We start from the raw sequence: 15687 nt of genomic DNA on the forward strand, positions 1-15687 counted from the left end.
ACGCGGGCGGATCGAACTCACGCGGGCGGTGGCGCGGTGCCGTGTCGGGGGTTGGCGCGGGCCCAGCCGCGCAGCACCGGGTCGGTGAGGTGGTTGAAGCGTTCCATCTTCGTCGGCCACTCGTTCTTGAACGCGATCACCTGCTCGTCCGGGGCGAGTTGCAGCAGCTCACCGACGCTGCACCCGATCCGCATCGACAGGGCGGTCGCGGCACCGAAGTTCGCCGGGCTGAACACCTGGAGCACGCCCGAGTTATTGATCATGGTCTCGGCGGCGAGGCCGTAGAGGCTGGACAACTGCGCGAGGTCCTGCCAGAAGGTCCAGGTGCGCAGCCCGTACCCGCGCAGCAGCGTGATCGCCTCCTGGAGCAGCGAGAACCGGCCGAGCTGAGCCGCCTCGTCGATGAGGAACAGCAGCCGGGACTGGTTGATCGACCGGCTGTTCATCACGTAGTACAGCAGGCAACCCACCCAGGCCCGCAGCAGGCGCTGATGGGTACGCAGCTTGTGCGGCGGGATGACCACGTAGATGGAGATCCGCCGCTCGGGGTTGGTCAGGTCGCTCAGGGCGAAGCTCGTCCGGGCGGTGGCGTCCACGGTCCGCCGGGAGCTGAAGGCGGCCAGTTGCTGGGCGGCGGTGGCCACGATCCCGCTGAAGGTCTTCTCCGCGTCCGCGATGCTGAGCAGCATCTCGAACTCCTGTCGCGTACCCGGCGGCATCGACTTCGGCCGCGTGTCGAGCGCCACCGCGAGCCGGTAGCGCAGGTCCGACTCGAAGAGCTGGGTACGCAGCTCCTGCAGGGTGTCGGGCCGGTCGGGCTGGCCGGTCATCAGGTCGGTGGCGAGCGCGGCGATCAGTAGTTGCGCCATCTCGTCCCAGAACGGGTCGGACAGCGACTGGATGCCGCCCATCAGGATGTCGGAGAGCACCCGGCCGAAGTCCTCGGCCTCCTCGGCGGCGTCGTCGTCGCGCCGCAGCGCGCCGAAGACGTCGAACGGGTTCAGCGAACCCCGCTTGTCGCTGCCGCCGTGGCTGGCGCCGAACGGGTCCAGCAGCACGATCTCGTTGCCCAGCACGGTACGACGGTGCTCGTGCGTGACGTCGTAGTTCTCGCCCTTCGGGTCGATGACCACCACCGAGCCCTCGTAGGTGAGCAGGTTCGGGATGATCACGTCTCGGCCCTTGCCGGCTCCGGTGGGCGCGATCGTCATCAGGTGGCTGTCGTCGTCCGAGGCGACCACCGGGCCCAACTCGGCGTCGTCGACGATGTGTTCCTCGCCGAGTCCGAGGCGGGCGCGTACCCCGGTGTCGCTGGGTCGCCGCTGGGCGAACTGGCTCTTGGACAGCGGCTCGGGTTCCAGGTGACGCACGACTGCCCGGCCGAGAATGAGCTTGGACATCCGCGACTGCCTCTCTAGGGGTTCCGGCTGATGCGGGCGGGACGGACTCCGGCCATGGCGCCGCTGCCGGTGCCGGAGACGACCGTCAACGGCAGTGGCTGCTGGTAGTGGTTGCCCAGCACGTCGAAGTACTCGATCTCGACGAGCACCAGACTCGGCTGCGCGACCTGCGGTGGGTCGACGAAGCGGAGCCGCTGCTCGACGTCGGTGGTGGGCATGACGACGTCCGCCTTCGGGGCGCTCAGTGCCTCGAAGGCCAGGCTGGTGCGGTCGATCCGGATGCCGGTGATCTGGATGCCGAGGATCGGCCCCGACCCGACGTTGCGGAGCCGGACGGAGAGCACCACCAGGGCCTGCCCGCGCCAGGTCAGCCGGGAGTCCTGGATCATCGGAACGGGGATGATCGAGGCCCGGAGTTGTTCGGCGGCCACCCGCACCTCCCGATCCGAGGAGCGGTTGTTCTGCCAGGACAGGAACAGCGCGACGATGCTGCACACGAAGGTGGCCACCAGGCCCGCGAACTGGATGACGTTGAGCGTCTCCTGCGTCACGGCATGGTCCCGACGGCGCAGGAGAACTCGCAGTCCTTGAAGAAGTCGGCCAGGAAGCCCTTGACGACGCGATCCCGGAAGAAGTCGCGGTACGGGACCGTGTACTGCTCCAGCAGGAACTCGGGCCGTGGAGCGATGCGCGACTCCAGGGCCGGGTCACCGTCGCCGACGGTCTCGGAGATGCAGTAGAAGTCCAGCCAGATGCCGCGGTAGCCCTGGTTCGAGGGGGCCTGGATGTCGTAGATCTCGCGTACGTGCACGTCGGGGGCGACCTCGCGGAAGTTGGAGATCTCCACGTCGAGTCGGCCGGTGCGCAGCGGACCGGCGGCGCCACCACTGGGCACGGAGAGGAATCGGCCGTCCTCGCCGGGGCGGTGCGACAACAGGTTGCCGATCAGTTGGTGGCTGCTGACCGGGCGGGGTGCGCGTACCGGAATGAAATCGTAGGTGAGCAGGGAGAACAGGTAACTGGTCCGGATCGGTTGCAGGTCGAAATCGGAATGCAGGATGTCGGACAGGTCGATCGCGATTCGCGACACCAGCCCCTGGATGTAGGGCATGAATACCCGGTACCAATTGTGGAAGAGGCGCAGCGACGATCCGGGCCGTTCGAGGATGATGCGCAGGTCGCGTCGGATGGCCATCCGGAAGCCGAAGGACGAGTCGTCGTAGACGATCCCGATGTTGCCGTCGGACCAGTCCAGCCGCAGGTGCTGCACCGAGTACAGTCCAGTCCAGCCGCAGGTGCTGCACCGAGTACAGTTCGGCGGCCTCCAGCACCTCGGCGACGCTGCGGTACAACCGGGCCCCCACCGCGCGTTTGCGTTCGGGCGGCAGGTCGAGATCCTGTGCGTACGGCAGTTCCACCATGAGCGAGAACTTGTTGAGTGCGCTGACGCCGCCCTTGCCGATCATCGGCAGGTCACGGCCGAATTCCTCGAAATCCTCCAGCACGTATCGCCTCCGGGGTGCGGTCGACTGCTCACGACAGCGCCAGTGTGTGGCACCCGGGCCAGTCGGAAAAGGCGCGCCCCGGGGCCGGAAGAATGGCTGTTCGGCGGATCCTTGGCAGTTGCCGGATGTGCCGAGGGCTACCGTCGGGCGGTTTTAGGGGAATTGCGGTGCGGGCCGTCGACGACCCCCGCCATTTCTGTCGGAAAGCCGCCAGGAGGCGGTGCTGCCCGCCGTCCGCAGGGCGCCGAAGCAGCCCGCGACGGGCGCAGGGCGTCGGACTCAGCCGGCCACCGAGCGCAGGACGCCGGGACGTCGGCCCAGTAGGTGGTCCAGCGCCTCGGCGCAGGCGGCGTCGGCGGGCAGGTGGACCAGCACCGCTGGCCGTCGTCGGCGAGGTCGAGCGTCTCGTACGCCAGGCGCAGTCGCCCGACCTCGCCGATGCCGCAACCAAGCGCACGCCGTTGGCCCGCACCGCCACCGGACGGCGCTCCCACCGGGAGGTGAAGGGTGTCCCCACGGTCACGGCGAGGCGTTCGCCGAACGCGTCGACCACCGGATCACCCTGTCGACGCCGGTGCAGCTCGGCCACCTGGTGGTCGGCCAGCTCCGCCGAGTCCGGCAGGTGGTCGCGGGCACGTTCGTCGGTGGCTTTTGTCTGATCTGTGAAGCTCGGGCGATCAGGCCGGCGGCCGACGTGCGGCGGGTGACGACCACCCGTCGCACGTCGGTAGGATTGTCGAGATTCGGCAGGGCCTTCTGGCCGCCACGGCTTCCACCAGAGCTGACCGGCACCACCGCGTGCGCGGGTGCGGAGCGGGGCGTGCGCGGTGCGGTCGATGCAGACGGCGGGTAGCAACGGAGGTAACAGATGTCCGGCCACTCAAAGTGGGCGACGACCAAGCACAAGAAGGCGGTCATCGACGCCAAGCGCGGCAAGATGTTCGCCAAGCTGATCAAGAACGTCGAGGTCGCGGCGCGGACCGGTGGCGGTGACCCGGCCGGCAACCCGACCCTGTTCGACGCCATCCAGAAGGCCAAGAAGAGTTCGGTCCCGAACGACAACATCGACCGGGCGGTCAAGCGCGGCTCCGGCCTGGAGGCCGGCGGCGCCGACTACCAGACGATCATGTATGAGGGGTACGGCCCGAACGGCGTCGCACTGCTCATCGAGTGTCTGACCGACAACCGCAACCGCGCCGCCACCGAGGTACGCACCGCGCTGACCCGCAACGGCGGCTCGTTCGCCGACGCCGGTTCGGTGTCGTACATGTTCTCCCGCAAGGGCGTGGTGATCGTGCCGAAGGCAGGCACCACCGAGGACGACGTGATGCTGGCGGTCCTCGACGCGGGGGCCGAGGAGGTCAACGACCTGGGCGAGGCGTTCGAGGTGGTCTCCGAGCCGGGTGACCTGATCGCCGTCCGCACCGCGCTCCAGGACGCCGGCATCGAGTACGAGTCGGCCGAGTCCTCGCTCATCCCCAGCGTCACCGTGCCGCTGGACGAGGAGGGCGCGCGCAAGATCTTCAAGCTGATCGACGTGCTGGAGGACAGCGACGACGTGCAGAACGTCTTCGCCAACTTCGACGTCAGCGACGAGGTGATGGAGGCGGTCGGCTGACCTGCCGCCCGACCGGCGCACACCGGAACGGCCCGTCCCCGATCAACGGGGACGGGCCGTCCGGCGTTCAGGCCACCGACCGCAGCGGGAACGGGAGATCGCCGAGCTGGTCCGCGCCGGCCTGACCAACCAGGAGATCGCCCCGCGCCTCTTCCTCAGCCGCCGACGAGCCCGCGCAGTGGCGGGCCGCCGCCGGCTTCGGCGACGTGTTGCTGCACGTCACCGCCGCCGAGCTGTGCGAGATCACGGAGACGGTCGACGCACTGCTGGCCCGGATCGCCGACCCGGCGAAACGCCCGCCCGGGTCCCGCCCGGTGACGTTCGTGCAGATGGCGCTACCCCGGGCGTCGCCCGGGCAGAACCGGCGGGCGGAGACGGGACGTGACCGAACTGCTCGTCCTGGCCGAAGCCGCGCCGCCGCCCCGGTCGCGCGTCCCACGGCTGCTCCGCGAGACGGCGTTTCGCCGTTACTGGTCCGCGCAGACCGTCTCGCTGTTCGGCGACCAGATCACCATGCTCGCCGTACCGCTGCTGGCCCTGCTCGCCGTCGGCGTCGGGCCCGCCGACTGTTCGCCGCACTGGTCCGGCGGTCGGACTACGTGGACGCGAACAGTCTGGTCAACGGCAGTCGGGCCATGGCGCACGTGGCCGGTCCGAGCGTCGGCGGCGTGCTGGTGCAGGTGCTCACCGCCCCAATCGCGCTCATCTCCGGCGTCGTCACCTACCTGGTGTCGGCGGTCTTCCTGAGCCGGACCAGGGTCACCGAACACCCGGTGGGCGGCGACTCCGCCCGGGGCATGGCCGCCGGTGTCCGGTACGTGGCCTGCTCCGAGGTGCTCCGGGCGACATTGCTCGGCACCACCACGCTGAACCTGTTCAACCACATGTTCGCCGCGCTCTTCGCGTTGTACGTGACGACCGAGCTGGGCGTCTCTCCCGGCCTCCTGGGCCTGGCCATCGGAGCCGGCGCGGTCGGCGGGCTGCTCGGTGCGGCGGTCACCGGCCCGGTCAGCCGCCGCATCGGGATCGGCCCCGCAGTGCTGCTCGGGTTCGTCGTCTTCCCGGCTCCGCTGCTGCTCGTGCCGCTCGCCACGGGACCGCAGCCGGTGGTGCTCGCGTTGCTGTTCGCCGCCGAGTTCGTCTCCGCGCTGGGCGTCATGATCTCGACATCGCGGTCGGCTCGGTGCAGATCGCGGCCACCCCGGTGGCGATGCTCGCCGTGGTCTCCGGCTTCCGGCGCACCGTCAACCACGGCATCCGTCCGATCGGCGCCCTGGTCGGCGGGGCACTCGGCGCCACGGTCGGGGTACGGCCCGCCCTCGGGGTCGCCGGATCGGTGCCCTGTTCGGGGTCCTCTGGGTCGTCTTCTCCCCACTGCGCACCATGCGCACCCTCCCCGAGAACTGAGCCGCCGCTGGCCCTTCCTCGAGGGCTCCGCCGCGTCCTTTGCCAGGCGGATCCGCGCTTCCGGCGTCGCTGACTCAGAAATCTTGGACAGTTCCGTTTCGAGAGCGGAAACCGTCCCAAGATTCACGGGTGGTGGTCGGCGAACAGGCCGGTGGGCGGGGGGATGCGGCCCTCCTTGGCGTGCGAGTAGTCGCGGGACTCGGTGACCAGGCCGTCGGCGTCGAAGCGGACCACCGTGCAGCCGGAGAGGGTGACCGGCTGGTCGTACGGGTAGGTGATCGCCCAGTACTCGACCGTCGCGGTGTCGCCGTCGACCCGGGGCACGCCGAACCAGACCTCGGCCGGGCGGGTCTCCTCGCCGAAGCACTCCTCGACGTAGGCGCGCAGCCCGGCTCGGCCCCGGCAGGCGCGGAACATCGACGCCCAGTGGTCGCCCTGCTCGGCCTGCAACTCGACGATGCGTTCCCCGTCCTGGGCGGGCCAACCCGTGGCCCAGGCGTCGGCCCATCGCTGGGCCGCGTCACGTACGTCCATGATCCTGCTCCTCCGGTCGGTGGGTGTTGGACTTGTACCAGCCACGGGTGACATTCCGGCTGGTGCAGGGGGCTGCCGCCGCAGTCCGTGAGGTCGTCCGGCCTGCGGCAACCGCCCGGCCTGCGGCAACCGCCCGGCCTGCGGCAACCGCCCGGCCTGTGTCGGTCACCCGGCCTGCGGCTGCTGCCATGACTGCGGGGTCGCCCAGGACAGGAAGCGGTCGAACAACTCGCCGGGTGGCGGTGGCGCGCCCTCGGCCAGCCGAAACAGGTCGCCGGTGGCGTCGAACAACTGGCGGGCAAGATAGACGGTGAGGCCGACCCGGTCCAGGTCGTACCCGACCCGCAGCAGCATCCGGGCCGCCGGACAGGGCCAGCCCCGCGCGCACGCCCGACACGTCCAGCGGGGCCGCTCGGGCAGGTGCTGATATACCGCATGCAGCCGCCGCAGCGGGAGATCATGCTCGGCGAGGTGCCGCGTCCGGCGTCACGGTCCGCTCGATCCAGGATCGAGTGGTCTCGGCGGGCGGGGGAAGGCACTCGATCCCGGATCGAGCGTGATCAAGGGCCGGTCCGCGAGGTCTGGTTCGCCGTGCCGACGATCTGCGTCGAGGACTCCGCCGACCTGCTGGCGCTCTACCTGCCGCCGGGAGCCGAGTTCGGGTTCCCCGACGAGGGTGTCTTCCCGTGCGGGCGGCACCCGTGGCAGACGGCCGGGCACACCGCCTGGACCGGGCACGGCAAACTGATGCTCCAGCGCCCCGGTGAGGCCCACTCGGTCGACGTGTTCTGGTCCGGTCCGTAAGCGCGTCTTCGCCGGGTGGTGCTTCAACCTCCAGGAGCCGTTCCGGCGTACCCCGATCGGGGTCGACACCCTCGACCACGAGCTGGACCTGTGGTGGTCGGCGGACGCCGACCGGTACGTCTTCAAGGATGTGGAGATGTTCGCCCAGCGGCTGGTGGAGGGGTGCTACCCGGGGATGGGGGAGACGATCCGCGCCGAAGGCGACCGGATCGCCGCCCTGCTCGACGCCGGTGAGCGTTGGTGGGACGAGTCCTGGGCGGCCTGGCGGCCCGACCCGGCCTGGCCGACGCCGCGCCTGCCCGCCGGCTGGGCCGCCGTCCCCTGCTGACCGTCGGCGGCCGACCCGACGTCGGCGGCCGACCCGACGACGATGACCGACGGACGACGATGACCGACGGACGACGATGACCGACGGACGACGATGACCGACGGACGACGATGACCGACGGACGACGATGACCGACGGACGACGATGACCGACGCGCTGACCTCGGCGGCCAACCGACGCACCTCAGCGAGCGACGCCTCAGCGACCGACGGACCTCGGCAACCCGACGGACCTCGGCAACCCGACGGACCTCGGCAACCCGACGGACCTCGGGCGGCGCGAGACGCTGACCTCGGGCGGCCGACCCGCGGCCCGACTCGGCACGAAATGCCTCGACAGCCCGGCCGGGGCCCTGCGAGGGTGCCCGGATGACGGATCTCGGTCTGCACGAGCTGCGGTTGATGCAGGGGTTGGCCCAGCAGGTGATGGCCCGGCGGCCGGAGCTGGTCAACGGCGAGGCGACCGTCGGTGAGCTGGCCTGGGGCTGGGCCAAGGACCACGACGCCCTGCACCGGTACTGGCTGCACCGGTTGTGGTTCGTCGACGACCGGCTGGCCGCGTGGGGGTGGGCGTACCTGCCGCACCGGGTGGCGCGCAGTGACGGGACGTTCCGCGAGGTCACCCGGGCCAACCTGATCTGGCAGGCGCATCCGGACCGGACGGAGCTGCTGACCGAGGTCCTCGACTGGTACGACGAGGTGGCCGGCGACGTCGACCGCGCGTTGACCGTGCAGGTCGGGGACGCGGCGTCGCGGGCCGCCGTGGCCGCCCACGGGTACGCGTTCGACGCCGAGACCGGCTCGGACAGCGGCTCCTGGATCCAGTTCAACGCGCGGGAGTTGGTCGACGTGCCGGAGCCGGTGCTGCCCGAGGGTTTCCGGCTGCGTACCGCCGAGCACCTGTCGGTGGCGGCCCTGGCCCGGGCGCACCGGGACGCCTGGCACCGGTCGAGTTTCACCGACACCGCCTGCGCGCGGGTGCAGCGGACCTGGCCCTACCGCGCCGACCTGCACGTGCTGGTCGAGGCATCGGACGGCAGGCTCGCCGCGACCGCGATCGTCTGGTACGACGAGGCGACGCGGACCGCGGAGTTCGAGCCGGTCGGCACCCACCGGGACTTCCGGCGGCGAGGGCTGGGCTCCGCGTTGCAGCTCTACGGGATGCACCGCGCCCGCGCGGCCGGGGCACGCCGGGCGCTGGTGGCCTGCCTCGGCGCACCGGCCCACCCGGCCGCCCGGAACATGTACCTCGGTGTCGGCTTCCGGGAGTTCACCCGCGACCTGCCGCAGCTCAAGGTCGCCTGCGGGCGCTGACGGCACGACCTGCCGTGCTCCAGGCCGCACGTGGCCGCTGACCGCACGACCTGCCGCACCTCAAGGTCGGACGTGGCCGCTGACGGCGACGCGCCGGCGACCCCGTGCAGGGACGCCGACGCGTGACGGGCGTCGTGCGGTCAGCCGATCGTCTCGCGCTCCCGCCAGGCGGTCCGCAGCGAGGTGCGGCCGTTGGTCCGCAACAGCGACCCCTCGTAGACGCGGGCCCCGGCCAGCAGGAACCCGGCCGCCGCCACCAGCAGCAGCACCAGCGAGGCGAACAGCTCCCAGAGCGCCGCGTCCCCGGCGAACAGCCGCAGCGGCATCGCCGTCGGCGACGAGAACGGCAGGTAGGACAGCACCGTCATCGCGGTGGGGTTGTCGTTGAGGAAGACCACCCCGAAGAACGGCAGCATCACCGCGAGCTGCACCGGCGTCGACACCCCGCCGATGTCCTCCAGCCGGTTGACCAGCGCACCGGCCGCCGCCCACATGGCCGCGATCAGCACGAAGCCGAGCAGGAAGAACGGGATGAACCAGCCGATCGCCGGGCCGAGCAGGGAGAGCATGTCGGTACTGCCGCTGAACGCCATGCCGGCCACCGCGACCAGGGCGACCAGGGCTATCTGGCCGAGCGCGAGGATCGTGCCGGCGAGCATCTTGCCGGCCAGCAACGCCTTGACCGGTACGGCCGCGACGAGGATCTCCACGATCCGGGTCTGCTTCTCCTCGATGATGCTCTGCGCGATCTGCACGCCGAACGTCTGCGAGGTGATGAAGAAGATGAACGCGAAGGCGAACGGCACCAGGAACGCCAGCACCGGGTCGATCGCGTCCGGGTTCAGCAACTCGACCGGAGGCCGGGTGCTCAACGCGTTGACCACGTCGTTGGGGGCGTCGTTCATGGCCAGCACCCTCGGGCCGGCGACGACTGCGGCGTCCGCGTCACCGTCGCGTACGGCCTGCTCGGCGGCGTCGTCGTCGGGGACGACGCGTACCTCCAGACCGGCCGCGCGCAGCGGAGCCGCCGCCGCCTCGGTCGTCGCCACGCTGGACGGCCCGCCGGAGAACAGCGGCGGCAGGATGGTCGCCGCCGCGGCGATCAGCAGGAAGACGACCGTGCTGATCAGGAAGGTGCGGTCGCGCAGCTTGACCCGGATCTCGCGGGCGGCGACCAGTCGGGTGGCCTGCATGGTGTTCACTGGGCGACCTCTCGGAAGATCTCGGCGAGGGAGGGCGTGACCGGTCGGAACGCGCGGACCGCGCCACGCTCCAGCGCGGCGCGCAACACGACCTGCTCGTCCGTCCCGGGCGTCAGGTCGACGACGGCGCGGGCGCCGTCCAGGTCGACCAGGGTCACGCCGGGCTGGTCCCGCAACCAACCGGCGTCGGTCTCCACCACCAGCTCGTAGCGGGGCGTGGTGTACGCGGCACGCAACTCGTCGCGGCTGCCGGCAGCCCGGATCGCACCGTCAGCGATGATCACCAGGTCGTCGCAGAGCCGTTCGACGACGTCCAACTGGTGACTGGAGAAGAGCACCGGCGCACCGGCGGCGGCCCGCTCGCGCAGCACGGCCACGACCGTGTCCACGGCCATCGGATCCAGCCCGGAGAACGGCTCGTCTAGCACCAGCACCTCGGGGTCGTGCACCAGGGCGGCGGCGATCTGGGCGCGTTGCTGGTTGCCCAGCGACAGCGTCTCCAGCAGGTCGTCGCCGCGCTCACCGAGGCCGACCCGCTCCAGCAGGTCGTCGGTGGCGCGCCGGGCGCCCTCGGCGGTCAGCCCGTGCAGCCGGCCCAGATAGACCACCTGCTCGCGGACGCTCATCTTGGGGTAGAGACCGCGTTCCTCGGGCATGTAGCCGAACCGCCCCCGGACCTGTCGGGTCAGCGGCGCGTCCCGCCACGTCACCCGGCCGGAGTCGGCGGCGAGCACGCCGAGGATGATCCGCATGGTGGTGGTCTTGCCGGCGCCGTTACCGCCGACGAAGCCGGTCATCCGACCGGCGACGACATCGAAGGACACATTCTTGAGCACCTGACGGTCGCCGAAGCTGCGGTCGACGCCGTCGAGGCGGAGTACCGTGGTCACGCACTCCACGCTAGAAGCGTGATCATCGATTGCCCTCCGTCCGTCGACGGAAATCCGGACTCCACCTCCGGATGGAGGTCATCCGCCCGGGCGCACCACCCCCTGCTCGTACGCGAAGACCACCGCCTGCACCCGGTCGCGGAGGCCCAGCTTTGCCAGCACCCGGCTGACGTGCGACTTCACGGTCGCCTCGCCCAGATGCAGGGCTCCGGCGATCTCGGCGTTGCTGGCACCGCCGGCCACCAGGACCAGCACCTCCCGCTCCCGGGGGGTCAGGTCGCGCAGCGCCTCCTCCGGGGTGGGGCCACCCACCGTCCCGGCCGGACCTCCCGGCCGGGCGAACGTGGCGATCACCCGACGGGTCAGCTCCGGGGCGAGCAGACCGTCGCCCCGGGCCACCACCCGGATCGCGTCGACCAGCGCCTCCGGCGTGCCGTTCTTGAGCAGGAACCCGCTCGCCCCGGCGCGCAGCGCGGCGAACAGGTAGTCGTCCCGGTCGAACGTGGTCAGCATGAGCACCGCCGGACCGCCCGGCTCGTCCGACTCGGTGCTGATCCGACGGGTCGCCTCCAACCCGTCCACGCCGGGCATCTCCACGTCCATCAGCACCACGTCCGGGCGCAGCGCCCGGGCCATCGCGACCGCCCGTTCCCCGTCGGCGGCCTCGCCGACCACCTCGATGTCGTCCTCGATCTCCAGGATCACCCGGAAGCCGGTCCGCACCAGGTGGTGATCGTCGGCGAGCAGCACCCGGACCGGCGGCGTCGCCCCGGTCACGTCGCGCTCCCGGCCGTCAGCGGCAGCGGGAAGCGGACGCGCACCCGCCACCCACCACCGGTACGCGGGCCCACCTCCAACTCCCCGCCGTGGGTGGTGACCCGTTCCCGCATCCCGACCAGTCCCAACCCGTCGTCGTTCGCCGGGCGGGTGGCCCGACCGTCGTCGGTCACCTCGACCTCCATCTCCTGGGCCAGATAACGGACCCGGACATCGAGCAGGGTCGCCCCGCTCGCGTGCTTCAACACGTTCGTCACCGCCTCCTGCACCACCCGGTACGCGGCCTGGGACACCGACTCGGGCAGCGGCGTCGGGTCGCCGTACACCCCCAGCGTGGCGTGTAGGCCAGCCTCCCGCGCCCGGTCCACCACGGCGGCGATCCGGTCGACCCCGGCGGGTTGGCCGGTGCCCTCCGGGCCGTTGTCGCGGGCCCGCAGCACCCCGAGCATCCGGCGCAACTCGTCCACCGCGGTCCGGGCCGACTCCTCGATCGAGGCGAGCGCGGTCCGCGCCTTCGCCGGGTCCTTGTCGAAGACCCGGCGGCAGGCCGCCGCCTGCACACCCATCACCGACACGTGGTGGGCGACCACGTCGTGCAGCTCCCGGGCGATCCGGACCCGCTCGCCGACCACCGCGTGCTGCCGGGCCTCCGCCTGCGACCGGCGCAACTGCTCGGCCTGCTCGGCCAGCTCGTGCTGCCGCCGGGCCGCGATCCAGGCGGTCTCCCCGAAGAAGTACGCGAACCCGAAGAACAACACGTTGATCAGCAGACCGGTGACGATCGCGGCGAGCACCGGCGGCACCGGCCCGAGCGCGTTCTCGAAGCTGTCCGGGGTGATCTCGTCGAGGCTGATCGCGTACGCGATGCCGAGCCAGGCGAACATGGCGCCGATGATGCCGATCCGCAGCCGCCGGGACAGCCGACGGTTCGGCCCCCACGCGCCGAGCGTGAAGATGGCGGCGAACAGCGCCCACTGGGAGAGCTGCCACTCCGGGACGGCCCGGACCTGCGCGCCGATGAACGCGGCCGACACGGCCAGCGCGGTGGCGACCGGGTACCGGCGTCGCCAGATCAACGGCAGGGGCACCGCGACGGTCCAGAGGATCTGTTCGAGCCCGGACGGCGGCGGCCCGAGCAGGAACGTACCGGTGCTGCGGGCCAGCGTGAGGCTGAGCAGGGCGATGACCGTCGCGGCCAGCCCGGCGTAGAGGTCCAGGCGCTGCTGCTCGGGCGTGGGGCCCGGCCGCCGCCAGTCGTCGCTGCTCTCGGTGGTCACCAGGTGAGAATGCCATCCCGCCACCGGGTAGCCTGCCCCGGTGTTCACGCCTGACCTGCCGATCGAGACCGAGCGACTGCACCTGCGGGCCTTCCAGCCCGCCGACGTGACCGACCTGCACGCCTACTTCGGCGACCCGGCCGTCCACCGCTACCTCTACAGCGAGGCACCAGCCGACCTCGACGGCATCCGCGAGGTGCTGGCGCGGCGGCAGCAGCGGACCGCGCTGCGGGAACAGGGCGACGCGATCCAGTTGGCGGTGGTGCTGCGGGAGACCGGGCAACTCGTCGGCGACGTGCTGTTGTGCTGGACCAGCGCGGCGCACCGGCAGGGCGAGATCGGCTACCTGCTGCATCCGGACCACCGGGGACGCGGTTACGCGACCGAGGCGGCCCAGGCCATGCTTGCGCTGGCTTTCGACCGGTGCGACCTGCACCGGGTCGTCGGCCGGTTGGACGCCCGCAACACCGCCTCCGCCCAGGTGCTGGCCCGGCTGGGTATGCGGCGCGAGGCCCACCTGCGGGAGAACGAGTACGTCAAGGGGGAGTGGGCCGACGAGGTGATCTACGCGCTGCTGGCTCGTGAGTGGCGGGACCGGTGTACGGGCACCACGCCGGTCGGGCCCCTGACGGCCCCGACCGGCGGGTGACGCGGCGGTCAGCCGACGCCGTCGCCGGCCATCGGCGGTAGCGGGCAGTGCAGCAGGCCGCAGATGGTCCGCAGCAGCTCGATCTCCGGCACGGTCATCATCCCGTCGTGGCTGATCACCGCCACCACGGCTGCGACCAGCCGCTCCTTGTCGCCCGGCCGCAGCCCGTCCAGCACCGGCCAGGCGGTCTCCAACGCCAGGACGCCGTTCTCCGGCGGCGCGTACGGCAGGGCGGTGCCGGGCAGCAGGGTGGCGACACCGGCCTGGAACGCCTGCTCGGCGGCGGCCCGGTCGCCGTGCCCGACCTGGGCCAGGATGGCCAGCAGGTAACCCGCCGCGGAGCGGGCGTCGGTGAGCGTACGGCGGTCGGTGCGCCACCGGGAGTCCGGCTTGAGCGACTCCTGGATCTCGGCCAGCAGCAGCCGGGACAGGCAGTACTCGGACACGTTGATCGCGCCGTCGGCGTGGATCAGCGTGAACACGGCCGCCATCAGCGATTCGAGTTCGGCGTCGGTGCGGGCGCGCAGGGCCGGGAACGCCAACTCGGCCAGGGGCAGCCGGAGCATCGGATGCAGACCGGCCAGCTCACCGGCCTCCCGCAGGGCGGCGTCGGCGAGCGCCGGACCGTGCTGGCGGGCGATGGCCTCGTGCTGGTGCCGCCGGACCTCGGGCTCGGCGGCGAGCAGCAGCCCGAGCACCAGCGGCGCGGCCGAGTCCCGGTTGCGGGCCCGGACCAGCAGCGGTTGCGGGATGCGGTCGAGGATCGCCGCGGCGTGCGTGTACGCCGTCTCGGTGGGTGCGGCCACCCGGCCCAGCATCTCGGCCGGCGCGACGCGTACCCGGGTGCCCTCCACCGGCAGCGTCGCGGCGGCCGGTCCGGCGGAGTCCCGGCGGGCGGGCGCGTCGCCGGGACCGCTCGGGGCCAGGCCGAGGGCGATGTCCTCCTGCCGGCCCGACGGCGGTGCGGCGGCCCAGCGCTGGGCGAGCTGCCGCAGCTCGTTCGGGTCGAACGAGGGTTCCAGCGCCTGGATCCGCTTGGCCAGCGGCGGGTGGGTGGCGAGCCAGGACGCCCGGCCCGCCGCGCCGAAGAGCATGTGCCCCACCTCGTCGCGCTTGGGCGTGCGCAACTCGGAGCCGTCGGAGAGGCCACCGATCTTCTTCAGCGCCCCGGCGATGCCGCTGGTCTGCCGGGTGAACTGCACGGCGGAGGCGTCGGCGAGGTACTCCCGCTGCCGGGACACCGACGCCTGGATGAGCCGACCGGCGAGCACCCCGATGTACCCGGCCACCAGCAACGCCAGCCCGACCAGCATGAACGGCAGGGCACCGCCGTTGTTGTTGCTGCTGCGGCTCCGTCCGCCGAGGGCGCCGGCACGGGCCAGGCCCCGACCGACCACGGTCAGGAACAGGATGCCGAACAGCAGGCCCATCAGCCGGATGTTGAGCCGCATGTCGCCGTTGACCACGTGGCTGAACTCGTGGGCGATGACTCCCTGGAGTTCGTCGCGGTTGAGTCGTTGCAGCGCGCCCCGGGTGACCGCGACGGCCGCGTCGGACGGGCTCCAGCCCGCCGCGAAGGCGTTGATCGCGGTCTCCTCGGGCAGGATGTAGACCTCGGGCACGGGTACGCCGGAGGCCAGCGCCATCTCCTCGACGACGTTGCGCAGCCGCCGCAGCTCCGGGTCGGTGGTGTCCGCCGGCACCGGCACCCCGCCCAGCTCGCGGGCCACCTTCCCGCCACCGCCGCGCAGCGTGAGCGTACGCACCGTCGCGGCCAGCCCGATCGCGGCGACGGTGGCCAGGGTGACCATCACGACCAGCCCGGCGAGCTGGGGTGGGTTGCTGGTGCCGACGTTGAAGGCGAACACCGTCGCGAGGTTCACCACCACCACGATGCCGACCACGGCCAGGACGAACAGCAGGACCAGCCGGGTCGACAGCCGGCGGACCTGACGCTGTCGTTCGAAGAAGTTCATCGGTTCC

General features: G+C 71.6%; 16 protein-coding genes and 1 pseudogene. 7 read left to right on the forward strand and 10 right to left on the reverse strand.

Annotated elements, in window-relative coordinates:
• Nucleotides 1–17: 17 nt before the first annotated feature.
• Genes ACQVFL_RS09980 through ACQVFL_RS09990 form a run of 3 tightly spaced genes read right to left on the reverse strand, consistent with a single transcriptional unit; the run spans nt 18 to nt 2670 of the window.
• Nucleotides 18–1400: a type IV secretory system conjugative DNA transfer family protein gene (locus ACQVFL_RS09980; protein WP_396691076.1), complete on the reverse strand. Its 1383-nt coding sequence runs from the start codon at nt 1398–1400 to the stop codon at nt 18–20.
• 14 nt (nt 1401–1414) lie between these two features.
• Nucleotides 1415–1951: a hypothetical protein gene (locus ACQVFL_RS09985; RefSeq protein ID WP_350695084.1), complete on the reverse strand. Its 537-nt coding sequence runs from the start codon at nt 1949–1951 to the stop codon at nt 1415–1417.
• Nucleotides 1948–2670: a hypothetical protein gene (locus tag ACQVFL_RS09990; protein WP_431729218.1), complete on the reverse strand. Its 723-nt coding sequence runs from the start codon at nt 2668–2670 to the stop codon at nt 1948–1950. Before ACQVFL_RS09990 ends, ACQVFL_RS09985 begins: the two co-directional genes overlap by 4 nt.
• A 1103-nt stretch (nt 2671–3773) precedes the next feature.
• On the opposite strand from ACQVFL_RS09990, the gene ACQVFL_RS09995 reads away from it, so the two are divergent.
• The 3 genes and pseudogenes from ACQVFL_RS09995 to ACQVFL_RS10005 all read left to right on the forward strand — a co-directional run bounded on the left by ACQVFL_RS09995 (nt 3774) and on the right by ACQVFL_RS10005 (nt 5930).
• Nucleotides 3774–4523, forward strand: a complete 750-nt coding sequence (locus tag ACQVFL_RS09995) for a YebC/PmpR family DNA-binding transcriptional regulator (protein WP_131053942.1) — start codon at nt 3774–3776, stop codon at nt 4521–4523.
• Nucleotides 4524–4644: 121 nt separating this feature from the next.
• Entirely contained in the window at nt 4645–4908 is a 264-nt protein-coding gene (locus tag ACQVFL_RS10000; RefSeq protein ID WP_431729808.1) for a hypothetical protein, read from the forward strand.
• A pseudogene (locus tag ACQVFL_RS10005) lies at nt 4905–5930 on the forward strand (MFS transporter). Before ACQVFL_RS10000 ends, ACQVFL_RS10005 begins: the two are co-directional and overlap by 4 nt.
• 123 nt (nt 5931–6053) lie before the next feature.
• Here the strand turns inward: ACQVFL_RS10005 and ACQVFL_RS10010 are convergent.
• Nucleotides 6054–6464 (reverse strand): nuclear transport factor 2 family protein, encoded by a 411-nt coding sequence (locus tag ACQVFL_RS10010; RefSeq protein WP_431729219.1) that lies wholly within the window; start codon nt 6462–6464, stop codon nt 6054–6056.
• 165 nt (nt 6465–6629) lie between these two features.
• Nucleotides 6630–6818, reverse strand: a complete 189-nt coding sequence (locus ACQVFL_RS10015) for a hypothetical protein (RefSeq protein WP_431729220.1) — start codon at nt 6816–6818, stop codon at nt 6630–6632.
• An 81-nt stretch (nt 6819–6899) separates the two neighbouring features.
• On the opposite strand from ACQVFL_RS10015, the gene ACQVFL_RS10020 reads away from it, so the two are divergent.
• The 3 genes from ACQVFL_RS10020 to ACQVFL_RS10030 all read left to right on the forward strand — a co-directional run bounded on the left by ACQVFL_RS10020 (nt 6900) and on the right by ACQVFL_RS10030 (nt 8909).
• Nucleotides 6900–7268, forward strand: a complete 369-nt coding sequence (locus tag ACQVFL_RS10020) for a hypothetical protein (RefSeq protein WP_431729221.1) — start codon at nt 6900–6902, stop codon at nt 7266–7268.
• On the forward strand, nt 7228–7596 hold the full coding sequence (locus ACQVFL_RS10025) for a DUF402 domain-containing protein (protein ID WP_431729222.1): 369 nt from the start codon (nt 7228–7230) through the stop codon (nt 7594–7596). Before ACQVFL_RS10020 ends, ACQVFL_RS10025 begins: the two co-directional genes overlap by 41 nt.
• Before the next feature lie 368 nt (nt 7597–7964).
• Entirely contained in the window at nt 7965–8909 is a 945-nt protein-coding gene (locus ACQVFL_RS10030; RefSeq protein WP_431729223.1) for a GNAT family N-acetyltransferase, read from the forward strand.
• Nucleotides 8910–9049: 140 nt separating this feature from the next.
• On the opposite strand, the gene ACQVFL_RS10035 is transcribed toward ACQVFL_RS10030, so the two are convergent.
• The 4 genes from ACQVFL_RS10035 to ACQVFL_RS10050 all read right to left on the reverse strand — a co-directional run bounded on the left by ACQVFL_RS10035 (nt 9050) and on the right by ACQVFL_RS10050 (nt 13055).
• Nucleotides 9050–10111 (reverse strand): ABC transporter permease, encoded by a 1062-nt coding sequence (locus ACQVFL_RS10035; protein WP_431729224.1) that lies wholly within the window; start codon nt 10109–10111, stop codon nt 9050–9052.
• Nucleotides 10108–11001 (reverse strand): ABC transporter ATP-binding protein, encoded by an 894-nt coding sequence (locus ACQVFL_RS10040; RefSeq protein WP_396691063.1) that lies wholly within the window; start codon nt 10999–11001, stop codon nt 10108–10110. Before ACQVFL_RS10040 ends, ACQVFL_RS10035 begins: the two co-directional genes overlap by 4 nt.
• A 78-nt stretch (nt 11002–11079) precedes the next feature.
• A complete protein-coding gene (locus tag ACQVFL_RS10045; RefSeq protein WP_396691061.1) occupies nt 11080–11778 on the reverse strand; it encodes a response regulator in 699 nt (232 codons plus the stop codon).
• Nucleotides 11775–13055, reverse strand: coding sequence for a sensor histidine kinase (locus ACQVFL_RS10050; RefSeq protein ID WP_396691059.1), 1281 nt, complete (start codon nt 13053–13055; stop codon nt 11775–11777). The genes ACQVFL_RS10045 and ACQVFL_RS10050 overlap by 4 nt, the downstream gene beginning before the upstream one ends.
• Nucleotides 13056–13095: 40 nt before the next feature.
• Between ACQVFL_RS10050 and ACQVFL_RS10055 the strand changes: the two genes are divergently transcribed.
• Nucleotides 13096–13704: a GNAT family N-acetyltransferase gene (locus tag ACQVFL_RS10055; protein WP_431729225.1), complete on the forward strand. Its 609-nt coding sequence runs from the start codon at nt 13096–13098 to the stop codon at nt 13702–13704.
• A gap of 8 nt (nt 13705–13712) precedes the next feature.
• Here the strand turns inward: ACQVFL_RS10055 and ACQVFL_RS10060 are convergent, their stop codons facing one another.
• Nucleotides 13713–15680: a M48 family metallopeptidase gene (locus tag ACQVFL_RS10060; RefSeq protein WP_396691055.1), complete on the reverse strand. Its 1968-nt coding sequence runs from the start codon at nt 15678–15680 to the stop codon at nt 13713–13715.
• Nucleotides 15681–15687: the final 7 nt, after the last annotated feature.

The sequence above is a fragment of the Verrucosispora sp. TAA-831 genome, from assembly GCF_050780145.1.
GTDB lineage: Bacteria > Actinomycetota > Actinomycetes > Mycobacteriales > Micromonosporaceae > Micromonospora.

Excerpts from the sequence above, each read along its gene's own strand:
- ACQVFL_RS10010 (WP_431729219.1), bottom strand. The coding sequence starts at position 6,464 with ATGGACGTACGTGACGCGGCCCAGCGATGGGCCGACGCCTGGGCCACG.
- ACQVFL_RS10020 (WP_431729221.1), top strand. The coding sequence starts at position 6,900 with ATGCAGCCGCCGCAGCGGGAGATCATGCTCGGCGAGGTGCCGCGTCCG.
- ACQVFL_RS10030 (WP_431729223.1), top strand. The coding sequence starts at position 7,965 with ATGACGGATCTCGGTCTGCACGAGCTGCGGTTGATGCAGGGGTTGGCC.
- ACQVFL_RS10060 (WP_396691055.1), bottom strand. The coding sequence starts at position 15,680 with ATGAACTTCTTCGAACGACAGCGTCAGGTCCGCCGGCTGTCGACCCGG.
- ACQVFL_RS09980 (WP_396691076.1), bottom strand. The coding sequence starts at position 1,400 with ATGTCCAAGCTCATTCTCGGCCGGGCAGTCGTGCGTCACCTGGAACCC.
- ACQVFL_RS10015 (WP_431729220.1), bottom strand. The coding sequence starts at position 6,818 with ATGCTGCTGCGGGTCGGGTACGACCTGGACCGGGTCGGCCTCACCGTC.
- ACQVFL_RS09995 (WP_131053942.1), top strand. The coding sequence starts at position 3,774 with ATGTCCGGCCACTCAAAGTGGGCGACGACCAAGCACAAGAAGGCGGTC.